Annotated in this window: 14 protein-coding genes; 7 read left to right on the top strand and 7 right to left on the bottom strand. The window is 65.0% G+C overall.

What is annotated here, in order from left to right; all coding sequences use genetic code 11:
* Window positions 1-37: 37 nt before the first annotated feature.
* On the top strand, window positions 38-859 hold the full coding sequence (locus tag JLZ96_RS21265) for a hypothetical protein (protein ID WP_032390341.1): 822 nt from the start codon (window positions 38-40) through the stop codon (window positions 857-859).
* 62 nt (window positions 860-921) lie between these two features.
* On the opposite strand, the gene JLZ96_RS21260 is transcribed toward JLZ96_RS21265, so the two are convergent.
* Window positions 922-2,295, bottom strand: a complete 1,374-nt coding sequence (locus JLZ96_RS21260; RefSeq protein ID WP_201011191.1) for a sialidase family protein — start codon at window positions 2,293-2,295, stop codon at window positions 922-924.
* A 193-nt stretch (window positions 2,296-2,488) separates the two neighbouring features.
* Between JLZ96_RS21260 and JLZ96_RS21255 the strand changes: the two genes are divergently transcribed.
* Together JLZ96_RS21255 and JLZ96_RS21250 are read left to right on the top strand one after the other, a co-directional pair.
* On the top strand, window positions 2,489-3,868 hold the full coding sequence (locus JLZ96_RS21255; protein WP_201011190.1) for a wax ester/triacylglycerol synthase domain-containing protein: 1,380 nt from the start codon (window positions 2,489-2,491) through the stop codon (window positions 3,866-3,868).
* 73 nt (window positions 3,869-3,941) lie between these two features.
* On the top strand, window positions 3,942-4,814 hold the full coding sequence (locus JLZ96_RS21250) for a PE-PPE domain-containing protein (protein ID WP_201011189.1): 873 nt from the start codon (window positions 3,942-3,944) through the stop codon (window positions 4,812-4,814).
* A gap of 6 nt (window positions 4,815-4,820) precedes the next feature.
* Here the strand turns inward: JLZ96_RS21250 and JLZ96_RS21245 are convergent, their stop codons facing one another.
* The 3 genes from JLZ96_RS21245 to JLZ96_RS21235 all read right to left on the bottom strand — a co-directional run bounded on the left by JLZ96_RS21245 (window position 4,821) and on the right by JLZ96_RS21235 (window position 8,177).
* Window positions 4,821-5,180 (bottom strand): VOC family protein, encoded by a 360-nt coding sequence (locus tag JLZ96_RS21245; RefSeq protein WP_032375443.1) that lies wholly within the window; start codon window positions 5,178-5,180, stop codon window positions 4,821-4,823.
* Window positions 5,181-5,234: 54 nt separating this feature from the next.
* Window positions 5,235-6,188: an alpha/beta hydrolase family protein gene (locus tag JLZ96_RS21240; RefSeq protein ID WP_032369664.1), complete on the bottom strand. Its 954-nt coding sequence runs from the start codon at window positions 6,186-6,188 to the stop codon at window positions 5,235-5,237.
* 75 nt (window positions 6,189-6,263) lie between these two features.
* Entirely contained in the window at window positions 6,264-8,177 is a 1,914-nt protein-coding gene (locus tag JLZ96_RS21235; RefSeq protein ID WP_201011188.1) for an alpha-amylase family protein, read from the bottom strand.
* A 71-nt stretch (window positions 8,178-8,248) separates the two neighbouring features.
* Here JLZ96_RS21235 and JLZ96_RS21230 point away from each other — a divergent pair, with 71 nt between their 5' ends.
* Window positions 8,249-9,208, top strand: coding sequence for an SDR family NAD(P)-dependent oxidoreductase (locus tag JLZ96_RS21230; protein WP_201011187.1), 960 nt, complete (start codon window positions 8,249-8,251; stop codon window positions 9,206-9,208).
* A 6-nt stretch (window positions 9,209-9,214) separates the two neighbouring features.
* Here the strand turns inward: JLZ96_RS21230 and JLZ96_RS21225 are convergent, their stop codons facing one another.
* Entirely contained in the window at window positions 9,215-9,754 is a 540-nt protein-coding gene (locus JLZ96_RS21225) for a hypothetical protein (protein WP_201011186.1), read from the bottom strand.
* A gap of 59 nt (window positions 9,755-9,813) precedes the next feature.
* Window positions 9,814-11,553: a GAF domain-containing protein gene (locus JLZ96_RS21220; protein WP_201011265.1), complete on the bottom strand. Its 1,740-nt coding sequence runs from the start codon at window positions 11,551-11,553 to the stop codon at window positions 9,814-9,816.
* 71 nt (window positions 11,554-11,624) lie between these two features.
* Here JLZ96_RS21220 and JLZ96_RS21215 point away from each other — a divergent pair, with 71 nt between their 5' ends.
* Together JLZ96_RS21215 and JLZ96_RS21210 are read left to right on the top strand one after the other, a co-directional pair.
* Window positions 11,625-12,998, top strand: coding sequence for an FAD-binding oxidoreductase (locus tag JLZ96_RS21215; RefSeq protein WP_201011185.1), 1,374 nt, complete (start codon window positions 11,625-11,627; stop codon window positions 12,996-12,998).
* A 35-nt stretch (window positions 12,999-13,033) separates the two neighbouring features.
* Window positions 13,034-13,594: a DUF2716 domain-containing protein gene (locus tag JLZ96_RS21210; protein ID WP_201011184.1), complete on the top strand. Its 561-nt coding sequence runs from the start codon at window positions 13,034-13,036 to the stop codon at window positions 13,592-13,594.
* Window positions 13,595-13,644: 50 nt separating this feature from the next.
* Here the strand turns inward: JLZ96_RS21210 and JLZ96_RS21205 are convergent, their stop codons facing one another.
* Window positions 13,645-14,991 carry an MFS transporter gene (locus JLZ96_RS21205; protein ID WP_201011183.1) on the bottom strand — a complete coding sequence of 449 codons (1,347 nt, stop codon included), beginning with the start codon at window positions 14,989-14,991 and terminating at the stop codon, window positions 13,645-13,647.
* 170 nt (window positions 14,992-15,161) lie between these two features.
* Between JLZ96_RS21205 and JLZ96_RS21200 the strand changes: the two genes are divergently transcribed.
* Entirely contained in the window at window positions 15,162-15,929 is a 768-nt protein-coding gene (locus JLZ96_RS21200) for a metallophosphoesterase (protein ID WP_201011182.1), read from the top strand.
* Window position 15,930 lies beyond the last annotated feature (1 nt).

Raw genomic sequence — 15,930 nt, 5'->3', positions numbered from 1 at the left:
CACGCAACATCAGCCACATAAGTCACAGGAGTCACACATGTCTCGTCGCCTCAGCCGTCTGGCGGGCGCGCTCGCGCTCTCCTGCGCGGCATTGCTCGCCGTTCCCGCCACTGCGGCAGCGGATCCGGCTCCCGCCGATCCGCTCGCCCGGGCGATCGCCGCATTGCAGGGGCAAGACGGTGCCTCGCTCGCCGCAGCGACTGCCATCGCCGACTCGCGCACCCCGGTCGCCGAGAACACCTCCGCAGACCCCTTCGCTGCCCTCGACGCGGCCAACAAGGCTCTCACCGACTTCGGCATCACGCCGTTCTTCTACCCGACCGCTGCGATCAACTGCGCCGCCACACCGGGCGCGCCGCTCGGAATCGTGCCGGGCGTCGCCGGTGGTGCCGGCGGACCGTGGCCGCAACTGAAGGCACCCGCCATCCCCACAATCCCAGGTGTGCCGTCCTTGCAGATTCCCGATCTCAATGCCGTCGACAAGGGCGAGACGATGTTCGCGTTCGTTCCGGCCGGCATCGTCAACGATTCGGCCGACAAGTCCGGCATGCAGGTGGCGTGGTTCAACGTCAACACCCTGCAGGGCGGCTTCGCAGACTTCGGCGGCCTGGTCACCACCATGGCCCAGTCGATCCTCGACAACTCCGGAATTCCGGCGGAGTTGAAGGATATGGCCCGGCCCCTCGTGGTCAACGCACTCAATGCGTTGCCCGCTGCCGGTGCACGCGCTGTCCCCGTGCAAACCGGATCGGGAACCGTTCTGGCCGCGGTGTTCGGCACCGTGAACCACAAGGCAATCGACGGCTCGGACAAGAGTTGCTTCTTCTTCCCGACGGTCGGCCTGGTGAACGTCGCCTGACTCAGGTCCAATCGAACGATCGAAAAGCCGTGTAGCTCTGCGCTGCACGGCTTTTCGCTGCATCAGGAACGTTCGATGCGGCCGAGCCGACCCAGAACCGCCTGCATCTCGGTGCGCCGCGCGCGTGCGGCCCAGGGACGCAAGCGGTTCCGCCCGCGCATCTGCATGACCGCTCCGGTCACGAGATCTCCGTTGGGCGCGAACCGGACCCGCACCATCTCGTCGAGAGATCGCCTGAAAACGGAGCCGGGGAAACCTCGACGGAACCCGTACGGAAACAGCGGAGCATCGGGTTCGTTGTACTTTCCACCGACGAAAACCGGTCCTGCAGTGCGGAAGTCGCGACTCTGCGCAATGAAGCCGTGGAATGCGCGGCCGACCTCACGCCCGTAGTACGAAATTCCGACGCGCCCCGATCCCGTTGCGGTGATCGCGCCGAACCGCGCACCTCGCACTCCCGGAGCGGACACCACGACGGGTCTCGACCAGCTGTTCGCGCCGTCGGAAGACCACGAAGCGTGCAGCAACCCGTCCCGGTCCGGCCACAGGGCGTACAGGGTGCCGTCGCAGTCGACGGCGACCGACTCCGGCAGTAGGTATCGGGAAGCGAGCAGCAGAAGGTGCAACGGGTTGTGATATTTGGCGAGCGCCGATCCGGGGACTATGCGGACATCCCAGGTCAAACCCTCGTCGCGGCTGACCGCGACCGCGAAACGACGGCCGTATCGGCCGCCGATGTAGACCGTGCCGTCCGGGCCGACGACACCGGTGCCGAATGCGACGTAGTCCGTACCGGGAAGTCCCGGAATGTTTTTCGGGTCGATGTCGAACCCGCCGGCTACCTCCCATTTGATCCCGCCGTCGTACGAACGCCAGATCACCTGGCGAGTGGCATTGATCAGCGGTCGCACCCGGAGGGCGAACGGCGTGGGAGCGGACAGGTACGTCACGCGAGCAGATGACGGAGACGACGCGTCCGGTGCGGACACCCGAGGTCCGGCGAATACCTTGGCACCTGTCCTGGCCTTGGCTGCCACTCTCCGGAAGCGCCACGTTCGACCTCGGTCGTCGCTGATTCCGAGGTCGAAGCCCGATCGAAACATGCGCGTCGGTGTCGAGTCGACGCGACCGGCGGTGAGAAACAGCCGGTCGTCGGCATCGTCGAAGTACATGTGCGCTCGGCGGCCGGTGTTCACCGTGCCGTCCGGCACCGATGCTCGCCAGGATTGTCCGAAATCGGAGGACTGCAGAACTCCGACGCCGTCGACGGTGTATGCCGGGGCGAGAAAGACGGTGTTGTCCGCGGCTGTTCCGAGGGTGCAGGCGGACGACCCGTATTCGGTGTAGGAGATATCGGTGGCGTAGTCGGCCGATGCTGCCGCGTTGGTCGAAAAGCGAAGCCCTGCTCGATATCCCGACGCGACCCGCGGTGTCACGACACCCGCCCGCGGCGGCGCGGGCGTCGTGATATCGGGGCGCGGTGGTGCATTGGATCAGGCTAGCGTCGATTCACGCCGAAAACGCCGAGGCCGATGCAGAAGTCCTGGGCCGAACGTCGTGACAGCTCACAGAACGAAACCGGTCTGTTTCGAGACCGTCGACCGGCGATGCACGCCCTAAGCTTCTGGTGTGCCCTGTGCGATCGCCGAAACTCTGTTGTCGGGCTCTGCGCGTCTCCACCCGGTCGATGCGCAGGCGTACTGGATGGCGTCGAAGGTGCCCAGTGACCAGTTTCTGCTGTATTGCTTCGAGGGAGCGCGCGAACCACTGGAGTCCACGGTGCGACGGCTGCGCATTCGCAGCGCCGGTATCGAGGTGCTCGGTCTTCGAATTACAGAGGTTCCGTTCGGTCTCGAGCGTCCGCACTGGACTGCGATGGACCCCGCCGCGGACACGATCAGCGTTCACCCCGAACCCCGGACGTGGCAGGAGTGTCTCGACGCCGTCGCGTCATCGTTCGAGCGTCAGGTCGACCCGCGACACACGGTCTGGCATCTGCACCTGTATCCGAACGTATCGGGTGCTCCTGCGTGTGACGGACCGAGTCTTGTTGCTGTTCTGCAACTGTCGCACGCAGCCGCGGACGGTGTACTGGCCGCCCGCACTGCTCGCGAGCTGTTCGGTACACAACCCGTGCCCTCTCGGCCCGTTACACCGACTGTGCCACCCGCACCCCTGACCGCCGCCGTCGCCGCCCTGACTCTGCCTGTGCGAGTAGTGCGCATGGCTCGCGCCGGCATTCGGGCGCGACGCGACGCACTGCGATTGGAGGAACACACCGCGTCCGGTTCGGTCCCTCCTCCTGCACGTTCTCGCGCGTTGACGACTCTCGACGTTGTGCCTACGGACCGGACGGATCTGCGAACGATCGTGCTGCCCAAGTCGGCTCTCCAGTTCGCCGACACCTCGATCACCGTCACTGCTCTGACCGCCATTTCCGTTGCACTCCAACGGTTCCTCGGCGATTCGGACGATGCTTGGGCCGATCTCGCCGCCGAGGTCACCGTCGCACAGACGGCTGCAGTGGGCGCACGCAACAACTTCGGCAACGTCGGCGTCGGCTTGTTTCCCGCCGAACCGGACCTGCGGACTCGCAGCCGACTCGTGGCCGCAGACCTGGCCGAGCGCAGAGCGCGAGCAGGTCACCCGGTGTCGTTGACAGCCCGCGCATCTCAGAACGAGACAGAACGCCACGTCCCGGCATTCCTGGCGGCGTGGGGAGTCGCACAGTTCGATCCGACTGCGGTGCCGCCGACCGTCACGGGCAACACGGTCGTATCCAGTGTCTCGCGCGGTGCAGCGGACCTCACGCTCGGCGGCGGGCCCGTTCGGTTCACGGCAGGGTTCCCTGCCCTCTCCCCTGCCATGAGCCTCACGCACGGCGTGCACGGTATCGGCAACACCGTCGCGATCAGCGTGACGTCCAACCGAGCGGCCGTACCGGATCCGGATCGCTACCAGACACTTCTGCGCGATGGCCTCGACGACGTACGTGCCGCACTGAGTTGAACGAGTCAATGCCAGACAGTTCTCAGCATTTGTCGGGCGTTCGGCTCAGGTTCGTCGGCCACACTCGGTAACCATGAACCAGGAGCAGGTAACCGTACTCGCGGTCGGCGGCACCGGCGAATCGCGTCCGGCCGACCATCGGACCCGCGTCACCGGTCTCCTGTCGTGTGTCGTCGGCGCACTCGACGATCGCTTCGTCGGCCGCTGGGTGGGCTACCCGGCGTCGTACGGGCCCGTTGCGTTCGGGGGACTGAGCTACCGGCACAGCACCGAACTCGGAGTTCGTCGCCTGCGCCGCGCGATCGAGAACACCACTGGACCTCTAGCTCTGATCGGATATTCGCAGGGAGCCACGGTCGTTCGCGAAGTACTGGGCCTCGTTCACGACGGAATCGTCGACGGCAGCCGCATCGTCGCGGCCGGTCTGGTCTCGGATCCACAGCAGCCGACCGGTGCGGTGCCCGGCTGCACCGGCCGCGGGGTTGCCGGAACCGGGCCGGCTCTGCCGGAGTCGATTCCGACCCACTGGATAGCTCTCGCGTCGGACATGATCTGCAACGCCAGCGACGACAGCCTCGTTCGCGACATCGCCGACCTGACGCGCTGGATGTCGTTCCGCACGACCGAGACCTGGTTGCGCGAGCTCTGGCTACTCGTGCGCAGCAACAGCTTTCAGAACGCGACTCGTACTCGCCTACGACCGGCCCAGTGGGCGAAAGATGTTCGACGCCTCCGTACCGCGGCCACCGAGGTGGCCGGGTACCTGCCCACGTCGCTCGGCTGGAGACGATGGGTGTGGACCAACTCGGGTGGCGGTCGGCACATCGCCTACGCGTCGGAGCCGTACGCAGACGGCCTCACCGGATGCCAGGTTCTCGCCCGCTGGCTCGGCGAGCAAGAGGATCATCGGCTCGGCCGAGCTCTGCCGGCCGCGCAGGTCGCGTAACGCAGATCAGTCTCTCTTGCAGAGACAGAAGATGTGGCCGACCGGGTCTCGGTACACCCAGAACGACTCGTGCGCGTCGTCGATCAACGTCGCTCCGGCCTCGACGACGAAGTCGCGGGCCCGTTCCATCTCGTCGACGACGAAATCGAGGTGAATCTTGATGCCGTCGTTCGGCCAGTCGACCGGGGTGAAGTCGGGGGCCTTCTGGAAGGCCAACCGGAGTTCGCCCGGACCGTGGACGACCACCCAATCTCCGTCGTCGCGCACCGGTTCCCAGCCGAGGATCGTGCTGTAGAACCGGGCGAGCGCTGCCGGATCGGGACAGTCGAGAACCGTGTAGTCCACGGCGATGACGGGTGCATTCATGTCGGAATCGTAGCGAGAATCACCCGGGTCGGACTATCGATTACTCGCTGTCGATCAACCGCCGACTGCCGGGGCAATGGTCTCGAACCACGCCTCGTGCAGATGCTGCTGCCAGTGGTTCCACCAGTGCACGCCGGTGCCGGTGATCTTGACGTTGGGTCGACCGCCTGCGGCCTGCAACAACGGAACGAATGCCCGACTGCTCATGCCTGCGGCGGTTTCGAGCGGCACCATCTGCGCGAACTTGACGGGGTCGAAGCGGCTGCTGGCCGGGTTGAACACCGGGTCCGTCGCCGGTGAGCCGCTACCCGAAGAGACGAAGACTGCCGTGTTCCGCAACGCGCCGACATTGAGCGACGGATCGTTGCGGATCCAGTCTGCCGACGGCCAGGTGCCCCACATGTTGCGCGCGTTGCCGCCCATCTCGCCGACGGCGACCGAGATGCCCTGAGCGAATCCGGGGCTGCTGGCCGTCGGGTAGCCACTGAACGACGCCACCGCCTTGTAGAAGTCCGGCCGGTGAGCCGCCAGGTTCAGTGCCGAGGTGCCGCTCATCGACAGGCCGGCCACGGCGTTGTTGACGTTGTCGCTACCGAAACGATCGGCCATGAAGGGCGGCAATTCCTGGGTGAGGAACGTTTCCCACTTCACCCGTCCGAGCTTGGGGTCGTCGCGCTGCCAGTCCGAGTAGAAGGTTCCGCCGCCGCCGAACGGAATGACCACGTTGACGTGCTTGTCGGCGAAGAAGCTCTCGACGTCGGTTTCGATGAGCCAACCGCTGTTGTCCTCGGGCGCACGCAGCCCGTCGAGCAGATACAGCGTGGGTGCAGGGCCGCCACCGGCAGCTCGGAGCACCTTGATCGGGATGTTCTTGTCCATCGACGGCGAGTAGACGTAGACCAGCTCGGAGTCGGCTTTCGCCACACCGGTCCCCATCAGCACCGTTGCCATCGTGGCGACCATGACCGCTACCAGAGCGAGCACCGTACTTCGTAACCGACCGCGCATCGAGATTGTCCCCTTGTTCGTATCCAGCCCCACCGTCCCGGGGAGGGTAACAGCTCGGTCACGGTAATGCGTCCTCTAGCGCGACGGGCTGTCGACGATCCACCAGGCCGCGTACGGCGGCAGCCATACCGATCCGTTGTCGTCGACCGCCAGGTCGTGCTGCGAGAGCACCTCGGTGGGGGCCGGGATGCCGAGCTCGATCAACTGCGCATGGGGGAACGGGCGGTGCTCAGAAGTGACGTTGTAGAGCCCCACCAGGGTGCCGCTGGGATGACGTCTGCGCACCACGAGCAGGCCGTCGTCGGATTCGGTCTGGACGTCGACCGGCGCCTCGGCGTGCAACATCGGTAGACCGGAGCGCACCTTCGCGATGCGAGCGATGCCGTCGAACACTCGTTGGGCGTCGCTCCCCTGCTGGAATCGGCCGGCGCGGTCGGCGTCGGTGACGCGGGGTCGATGCACCCACCTGTTGTCCTCGGCATGAGCCGGTTCGTCTGCCCAGTTCGGGTCTCCCGGCGAGCCGAGCTCGTCACCGCTCCACACGACGGGAATGCCGCCCCATCCGGCAATGATGGCGTGCGACAGAAAGATTCGCCCGAACGCGCCGTCGGGATCCAGGCGGGCCGGGCCCAGACCGGTGAGCGCGGCTGCGGTTCCACTGATCCGGCGATCCCCGGTGTCCGGGTTGTACTGGAACACAAGCCCTTCGGCCCAGGAACCGTCGAACTCGCCGGAGTACCAGTCGGCCAGAAAATGCCGATGGCCTGCACCCGACAGTCCGAGCGACGCCGCGTCACCGTCGTCGATGGCCCAGCCGATGTCGTCGTGGCATCGCACGTAGGTCACCCAGGTGCCACTCGGTGGCGTGGGCGGTAACGACGCCAGGGCATGACGCGCCAAAGCCGTACTGCCCGTGGCCAACATCGACCAGACCTGCACCATCAGCGAATTGTGGTAAGCGACGTCCGATACTCGCCCGGTGTGTCTGCCCTGCCCCAGATACGGCAACAGATCGCGTGGGCCGACGATTGCTTCGGCCTTGAAGAGCGTTGCCGGAGCGGCAAGGCGAGCGGTCGCTCGGAGAGCCTGGGTGATCGCATGCACTTCGGGCTGGTTCTGGCAATTGGTGCCGAGCCGCTTCCACAGAAATGCGATCGCATCGAGGCGGAGCACTTCCACCCCGAGATTGGCCAGGTGCAGCACGATGCTCGCGAACTCTTGCAGCACAGCCGGATTGGCCCAGTTCAGATCCCACTGCCACTCGTTGAACGTGGTCCACACCCACTCGCCGAGTTCGTCGTCGAACGTGAAGCTGCCCGGCGCGAAGTCCGGAAATACCTCGGGGAGGGTGCGCTCGTAGGAATCCGGGGTCGTCCGATCGGGGTAGATCAAGAAATAGTCGCGGTACTTCGGATCACCGGCTCGCGCCTTGACAGCCCATTCATGTTCGCGGGCAACGTGATTGAGGACCAGGTCGACCACCATGCTGATACCACGTCCGCGCAGAGTTTCGGCGAGTGTACGCAGATCCTCGTTGGTGCCCAGATCTTCTCGCACCGCGCGATAGTCCATCACTGCGTAGCCGCCGTCGTTGTCGCCCGGCCGCGGTCGAAGCAGCGGCATCAGATGCAGGTAGGTGACACCCAGATCGGTCAGGTGATCCAGTCGTTCACCGACTCCGCGCAGCGTCTCGCCGTAACGGTCCACATAGCAGGCGTAGCCGAACATGTCCGGCTGCTGAAACCAATCGGGTTCGAGCAGTCGACGCTGATCGAGTCTGTGCAGATCCTCGGACCGCTCCGCGTACGCACGGGCGGCGATCTCCACGAGCGTGGCAGCCACTGCATCAGGCTCGGGGTAGACAGCCGTGACGGCGTCGTGCAGATCGGGAAACCACTGTTCGAGGCGGAGCTCGAACGTCTCGCGTCGATGGGCGGGCAGTTCGGCGAGGATGTCGCGGGTGACGTCTGAGACCGTGGTGTGCGCCATGGACTCATCATGGCATCGCGCAGTCGCTGCCGACGCGCATACATCCCAACTCCCCGGGGTACTGGCGCAGCATGTCATTGCTGAGCCGCACGGTGGACACGATTCTCGACAGAGCCGTCGTTCCCGGTTACTCCCGAATCGGTGCGACGGTGCGTCGGCGATTCTGGGCCGCCGATCCGTTACCGTTCGCCTCCCCCATCGACATGGTGGTCACCGGCGCATCCTCGGGTTTGGGAGCAGCTACTGCGAAGCAGCTCGCCCGCCTCGGAGCGCGGGTGCACCTGGTCGGACGATCGGCCGAGCGACTCGACGCCGCCGCTGCTGCCATCCGAACCGAAGTGCCCGACGCCTCTCTCGTGGTGCGTGAGTGCGATGTCAGCGATCTCGATTCGGTGGCGGCCCTGATCGCGGCGTTGGCGTCCGAACTGACATCGGTGCATGCACTCGTACATTGCGCCGGGGTGATGCCGGACGAGCGGCGGTTGTCGGCACAGGGACACGAATCCGCTTTCGCCACGCACGTTCTCGGACCGGTCGCGCTGACGGTGGGACTGAGAGAATTGTTCGACGCCGGATCGCGGGTGGTGTTCGTATCGAGCGGCGGCATGTATGCGGTGCCGCTGCAGAACCCGGACTTCGAGTACGAGAACGGCAAGTACTCCGGCATGACGGCGTACGCCAGAACGAAACGAATGCAGGTGGTGGTGGCCGAGCAACTGGCCGAGCGCTTTTCGCTCGAGGACGATCCGGTGGTGCACAGCATGCACCCGGGCTGGGCGTCCACGCCGGGCGTCACCGGCTCTATGCCACTGTTCGATTCGGTGATGAAGCCAATTCTGCGCAGCGCCGACGACGGTGCCGACACCATCGTCTGGCTCGTGGCCGCCGATCCCGCGTTGACCAGCACCGGCACATTCTGGCACGACCGAGCGCCGCGGCCGACGCACTATCCCTCCTGGCGCGGAGATTCCGCGCGGGTGCGAGATGCATTGTGGGCGAATATGGTCGAGGCAACGGGAATCGAGATCTGACGTCAGTTACGGCTCGACCGCCGGCCGCTTTCGCCCACCGACCACGTTCCGAACGAGTATCAGCAGTGTCAAGCTGGTACCCCAGCCCATCATGCACAGGATGACACCCACGCCCGATTGCCCGGTGACATCGGTGCTCGCGTCGACGCAGAACGCCGTCGAGAACCCAGCGGTCGTACCCAGCGCAGCGACGTGTCCGCCGGTATTCGCCCATCGCGACAGATGCGCGGCCAGCAGGCATAGCAACACCACCGTCGTCCCGCACGCGGCCACTTGCCAGGACGGGAACGCGTTCGGGGCCGGAAGACCCGGTCCACGGAACTCGCCCCGATAGTCGGCAGACCAGCTCAGCCACCCTGCACACGCGGCGAAACCCGATGCGCCAGCAATCCATCCAGTGGCCCATAGCCCCATAGATCCCTTCCCCGGCCCCTCTCGCAGTCTCGAGAACAGAGCCCACAGAAGGAGCGCCCAGAAGGTCGACGGCACGCCGACGAAAACGAAGACTATCCACAGAAACTGAGACCACGAAAAGTCGACTGCCATGACCCGACGCTATCCGACTCACCGCGAGCCTGGCCCCGATCCGAAGAGCCCGATCGACGTCACAGACCCAGCAGGTCGGCCGATCTGCGCAGCCGCATCAGGACCTGAAGATCGAGAGCATTGTCCGGGTCGCGCCAGTGCGTTCCGATCAGACGGTCGATCGCGTCGAGTCGTTGATAGAGCGTGTTGACATGCACCCCGAGAGCCGACGCGGTTGCCGAATGATGGCGTCCACGCGCCAGATAGGTCGAGAGTGTCTCCATCAGCGGAACCCCGCGCTTGTTCTGCTCGGCCAACAGCGGACCCAACTTTTCCTGCGTGAGTTCGTCGAGATGTTCACGCGCCAAGTGGCTGAGCAGAATTCGATAGATTCCCAGCCCCCGCGCCGAACATGCTTCCCCCTCGCGGCCGAGGGTGACCAACACGTCGACGGTCTGCCGAGCTTCCCGATAGCCCTTTGCCAGCGCCTCGGGTCCGGTGCTCGGCTCGGAGATTCCGACGGTGGCACCGGCGAAGAACATCGGTGTGACCGTCGCCGAATCGTGCGCGGGCACCACCACGATCAGGCTCGAACCTTGCTCCGCGACAACAGATCCTGCCGGGAATCGGCCGAGCTTGGTTCTCGACGCACCCTGCGCGATGGCTACACAGTAAGACGTGTCGGGGGCAAGTCCGGCCAAATGGAGTTGTCGCCGTTCGGCATCCGGAGTGGACGCCGGGTGCGAGAGCAGGTCCACCAGGAACGCATCCTGGGCGCGCCGCGCGGAATCGGCGGCGGCCCGCTCCTCGGCGAGTGACAGGGCCACTGCAGGCGCGGCTCGATCGAGCAGCAGACGCGTCCTGGCATCGTCCGGTCCGATCGAGATCAGCGCGCCGAGGAATTGTCCGGCTGCGGCCACCCGATGAGCCGTCATCGACGGCGTCGATACGGAGTCTTTGCCGTCGCCACACATGCGTAGCAGTTCGTCGACCTCCGCCGAGTGGACGGCCAGTGCCGCGGGAATCGCAGCGGCATCCGGAACGAAGTACGCCGGACGCTCGGTCAATACGGCAATCTCGCGCACCAGTGTCCGTACGCCGCCGCCGCGCAGGACCACCTGGGTCAACGTTCGGTCCCACTGCAGTGTCTGTTCGAGTTCGGCTGTGCGTTCGGAGAATTCGGCATTCAGCGTCTCGAGCCGGTCGATGGTCCGTACGTTCTCGATGGCGATGGCCGCGTGCGCGGCCAGTGCCGAGAGCAGGGCGATCTCACTGTCTGCGAAGTCGCGTTCCTGGCGCTTGCATGCAAACAATGCGCCGATCACTCGATCGCCCACTCGCAGCGGCACACCCAGCAGACCTCGCATGTTCTCCGACCGGGCCGCGCTGTCCGCACCGGTGATGTGCTGGAACGCCGGTTCGCTCTGGTAGTCGGGGGTCCACGACGGCGACGCACTGCGCACGATGAGTCCGACGAGCCCTGCGTCCTGTTCGAGCCGGAGGCCGACGAGTCGGGGAGTCAGGGCTCCGCTGGTGACGTCGATGACGAACTCGTCTCCCTGTACGGACCCCATGTAGGCGAGGTCGACGCCGAGAAGCCTGCGTGCCTGGTCGACGACCTCTTGGAGAAGAGCACGGTTGTCTCGCACCGTCGTCAGTCGCACAGCGATGTCGTTCAGTGCCGCCAACTCCGTGCTGCGTTGACGTCGCTGATCCAGCAGGGCGCGTAGCCGCAGAGCTGCGTGCGCCTCGGCACCTGGAAATGCCTTCCGGTGCTCCTCCAGACGATCGATCGACGCGTCGTCGAGCAGAAGTTCCATCCATGACTTCTCCGCGGACATAGAGAGAACCTACATTGGCCGAGACCCAGCTCACAGCTAGAGTCGAGAACATGACGCTCGTCGAACAACTGTCCGAGGCCTTGCCCACCGATCGCATCGTGGTCGACCCGGACGTCATCGCCTCCTACCAGCACGACGAGGCGGAGTGGGCCCCGTATTCGCTGCCCGTTGCCGTCGTGCGGCCCCGGACCGCCGAGGAGGTGCAGACCGTCGTTCGAGCCTGTCTTGCCCACGGAACGCCGATCGTCACTCGCGGGGCGGGTACCGGTTTGTCCGGCGGAGCCAACGCCACCGAAGGCTGCGTCGTGCTCGCACTCGACGGGATGGACACCATCAAGGAGATCGACGCACTCGAGCGTTATGCCGTTGTCGAACCCGGAGTCGTCAACGATCACCTGAGAGCAGCCGTCGCAGAGCAGGGCCTGTGGTATCCGCCGGATCCGGCCAGTGCGCCGTGGTCGACGATCGGCGGCAACGTGGCCACCAACGCCGGTGGGCTGTGCTGCGTCAAATACGGCGTCACCCGCGACTACGTCATGGGGATGCAGATCGTCACCGGTACCGGAGAATTGGTACGACTCGGGCGTAAGACCGCGAAAGGCGTTGCCGGATACGATCTTGCGGGCCTGATGGTCGGATCGGAGGGCACCCTCGGCATCATCACCGAGGTGACCCTGAAACTGCGTCCGCTCCAGGATCCGCAACGGACCGTTGCCGGGTACTTCGATTCGATCGTCGACGCCGGACGTGCCGTGGCCGCAGTGGCCGCCGCCGGATTGACGCCGTCCGCGCTCGAGCTGATCGACAAGCAATGCCTCATCGCCGTCGACGCCTGGAAGAACATGGGGTTGTCCGTCGAGGCAAATGTGGTGTTGCTCGGGCGGATCGACGATCCGGGGCTCGTCGGAGACCAGCAGGCCGAGAAGATGCTGACGTGCTTCGACGAGGCCGGAGCCACGTGGTCTGCGGTATCGACCGATCAGGAGGAGGCCGACGCCCTGTTCTCTGCTCGGCGGTTGGCGTATCCCGCGATGGAGCGACTCGGACCGGTATTGACCGAGGACGTCTGTGTGCCGAAGAAGCATGTGCCCGAGATGCTGTCGCGTATCGAACAGATCGGCCTGCGCTACGAGACGACGATCGCCAACATCGCCCATGCGGGCGACGGAAACCTGCATCCGTTGCTCATCACCCCGCACGACGACATCCCGGCCCGCGAGCGCGCTCAGGCCGCCTTCGCCGAGATCATCGACGCTGCACTGGAACTCGGAGGCACTGTCACCGGCGAACACGGCGTGGGGTTGCTCAAGATGGACGGATTGGCACAGGAGCTGGACCCAGTTGTGCTGGACATGCACCGCGCGGTGAAAAAGGCACTGGATCCGCACGGAATCCTGAACCCGGGCAAGGTATTCGCGTCCTGAAAGCGCAGCCTCTCAAGCCCTGGGACGATGGACCTATGACTAGCAAGCTGACCATGGACTTCGGTTCTGCGTTGCCCATCGGGTGGACCGAACTCGACCGAAGCGTGACATCGGAGCATTGGTCGCGGTTCGACAACAAGTTCGGGTTTCGGCCCGGGACCACACCTGACTCATGGCCGGCCATTGCCGAGCCTGCCCCGTCGATGACATTCGACCTCGACGCAGACACCGTACGCACGATGGCCTCATGGTCCGCGAGAGTCGACGCAGTCAATGCGGAAGCCCTGCGCTGCTTCGTCACCGAATTTGCGGATGCCCCCACGTTTGTGGTCCTGGACTGGCAACACCCCGGCTACAGCTTCGATGCCCAAGCGCACGCCGATCCGGCCGAGAACGCCGAGTGGCGGGTACCCGTCTATCCGGACGGCGACTACTACATCTTCACCCGCGACGGATTCACCGAAGGGACCTTCGGTCACCCGTGGGAACGCACCTTGTGTGTCTTCGGACCGCGCATGGTCGCCACCCTCGGGCGCACCTTGGCGACGTGGCTCCCCACGATCCGGGTCGACGGGCGACGGGTCGCGGATCGATAGCCGATCCGCTCGGCGTCGAGACGACTTGCCGCTCCGGATCCACTCGGTCGTCAGTGCGAGACCGGCGCTCCCGCATCACTGCTCGTGCTGTCACCCACCGTGCGACGGTGCAGCGCCAGCACCAACCCGACGGCCACCATCATGACGCCGCCGACGACCCACAGTCCGGCGCGGGCGTTCCCTGTCGCGTCGAGTAGCCAGCCCGTCACGTACGGCGCGCCGAAGCCGGACAGGTTGCCCACCGAATTGATGATCGCGATGCCCGCGGCCGCGCCTGCCCCGGTGAGGAATGCACTGGGCAGGTACCAGAACACCGGCAGCGCGCAGAACACTCCGACTGCGTTGACCGTCACCGCGATCATCGTGGTGAACGGCGAATCCATGTACAGCGCAACAGGTATGGAGACCGCGCCGATCAACGTGGGGATCGCGACATGCCAGGTGCGCTCACCGGTCCGATCCGAATGTCTGCTCCACAACACCATGGCGAGAGCACCCACGGCGAACGGAACCGCGACGATCAGCCCGGTTGTCACGAGAGAGAAGTCGGTATCGAACGTCTTCTTGAAACCGGCGACGATGCTGGGCAGGAAGAAGCTCAGCGAATACAGGCCGTAGGTGATCCCGAAGTACACCAGCCCGAGCATCCATACCCGTGCGTCGGTGAGAGCCCGCTTGACCGAGCCGGTGACGTGCGTGCTCTTCGACGAGCCCTCGGACTCCAATTCCGCTGTCAACCAATTCTTCTCGTCGTCATCCAGCCATGTGGCCTGCGACGGCCGATCGGTCAGGTAGAACCAGGTGATCACACCGAGAACGATTGCCGGCAGGCCCTCGAACAAGAACATCACGCGCCAACCGGAGAGTCCGAACATTCCGTCCCAGTACTGAATGATCGCGCTCGACAGAGGCGCACCCAGCGCCGAGGAGACCGGCAGAGCCAGCATGAACAAGCCCATCAGCCGAACTCGATAGGCCCGCGGGAACCACATCGTCATGTACAGCAGGACACCGGGGAAGAAGCCCGCTTCGGCGATGCCGAGAACGATGCGAAGCCCGTACAGCCAGCCCGCTGTGGGTACGAATGCCATGGCGGCGGCCACGATTCCCCACGAGACCATGATGCGTGCAATCCAGCGGCGTGCGCCGAACTTGTGGAGGGCCAGGTTGCTCGGCACCTCGAACAGCAGGTAGCCGATGAAGAACAGCCCGGACGCCAATCCGAACATCGTCTCGGTGAGCCCCAGCTCGTCGCTCATCGTGAGCTTGGCGAGACCGATGTTGGTGCGATCGAGATAGTTGACGAAGTAGGCCACCCCGAGGAACGGAATGATGCGTCGGGCGACCTTCTTGACCACCCTCGTTTCGATTTCGGGCTTCGTCGTGACTGCAGGCATGGGCTCGGCTTTCCATCGAACGGAAGTGACTTGGACCACACTATGGACCAGTCGGTCGAGGGTCTATGGAGAAATCACCCATCGAAGATGGAGATCCGAGGGCGAAGTCTCCAACGCTCGACGAGGGTTGCCGTGTTGCAGTCGAATGCCCACGCTGCGATCCTGTGCTTGTGCGAGTAGCTCTCATTGCCGATATTCACGGCAACATCGCGGCGCTCGACGCCGTCCTCGAAGACATCGAACGGCAATGCGTCGACTCCGTGGTGAACCTCGGCGATCTACTCTCCGGCGGACTGCATCCGCGCCGAACTGCGGATCGATTGATGGCACTGGGTTTCCCCACCATCGCCGGCAATCATGATCGCTACCTCCTCGAGCAGGAGCCCGATTCCATGGGCAGTTGGGATCGGCATGCCCACGATCGACTCGACGACGAGCATCGACGTTGGCTGGGTTCGCTCCCGTTCTCGCTGGAGCTGGGCAACGGAATCCTCGCAGTACACGGAACACCCACCGATGATCAGCAGTACTTCCTGCACTCGGTGGACCCTCATGGCTCTCGCGAGGCAACCGAGGTCGAAATCACCGAACGGGCAGCAGGTTTCACGGACCGATCTGTCATCGCCTGCGGCCACACCCATCTGCAGCGCCAGTGGACTCTTCCCAGCGGCACGCTCGTCGTGAATCCGGGCAGCGTCGGCGCGCCCGCGTACGACGACGATAAGCCCTACCCCCACGTCATGGAATCGGGGTCTCCACACGCCCGATACGCAGTGCTGGACTATCACAGCACGGGCAGCTGGACGGTGTCGTTCGAGCGCGTCGAGTACGACCACATCGGTGCCGCCGACGATGCCCGCGCGCACGGAATGACCGAAATCGCCGACGCGCTTCTCACCGGTTTCGTCGGTCCCGCGCCACGCGAGCAGTCACACTGAG

Source organism: Rhodococcus sp. NKCM2511 (assembly GCF_014905595.1).
In the GTDB taxonomy this organism is placed as follows: Bacteria; Actinomycetota; Actinomycetes; order Mycobacteriales; family Mycobacteriaceae; genus Rhodococcoides; species Rhodococcoides fascians.
This window is presented reverse-complemented; position numbering and strand designations above follow the sequence as displayed.

Coding starts and splice junctions, on each gene's coding strand:
- JLZ96_RS21245 (WP_032375443.1), bottom strand. CDS start 5,180: ATGAATGCACCCGTCATCGCCGTGGACTACACGGTTCTCGACTGTCCC.
- JLZ96_RS21205 (WP_201011183.1), bottom strand. CDS start 14,991: ATGCCTGCAGTCACGACGAAGCCCGAAATCGAAACGAGGGTGGTCAAG.
- JLZ96_RS21265 (WP_032390341.1), top strand. CDS start 38: ATGTCTCGTCGCCTCAGCCGTCTGGCGGGCGCGCTCGCGCTCTCCTGC.
- JLZ96_RS21220 (WP_201011265.1), bottom strand. CDS start 11,553: ATGGAACTTCTGCTCGACGACGCGTCGATCGATCGTCTGGAGGAGCAC.
- JLZ96_RS21235 (WP_201011188.1), bottom strand. CDS start 8,177: ATGGCGCACACCACGGTCTCAGACGTCACCCGCGACATCCTCGCCGAA.
- JLZ96_RS21250 (WP_201011189.1), top strand. CDS start 3,942: ATGAACCAGGAGCAGGTAACCGTACTCGCGGTCGGCGGCACCGGCGAA.
- JLZ96_RS21240 (WP_032369664.1), bottom strand. CDS start 6,188: ATGCGCGGTCGGTTACGAAGTACGGTGCTCGCTCTGGTAGCGGTCATG.
- JLZ96_RS21225 (WP_201011186.1), bottom strand. CDS start 9,754: ATGGCAGTCGACTTTTCGTGGTCTCAGTTTCTGTGGATAGTCTTCGTT.
- JLZ96_RS21230 (WP_201011187.1), top strand. CDS start 8,249: ATGTCATTGCTGAGCCGCACGGTGGACACGATTCTCGACAGAGCCGTC.
- JLZ96_RS21215 (WP_201011185.1), top strand. CDS start 11,625: ATGACGCTCGTCGAACAACTGTCCGAGGCCTTGCCCACCGATCGCATC.
- JLZ96_RS21210 (WP_201011184.1), top strand. CDS start 13,034: ATGACTAGCAAGCTGACCATGGACTTCGGTTCTGCGTTGCCCATCGGG.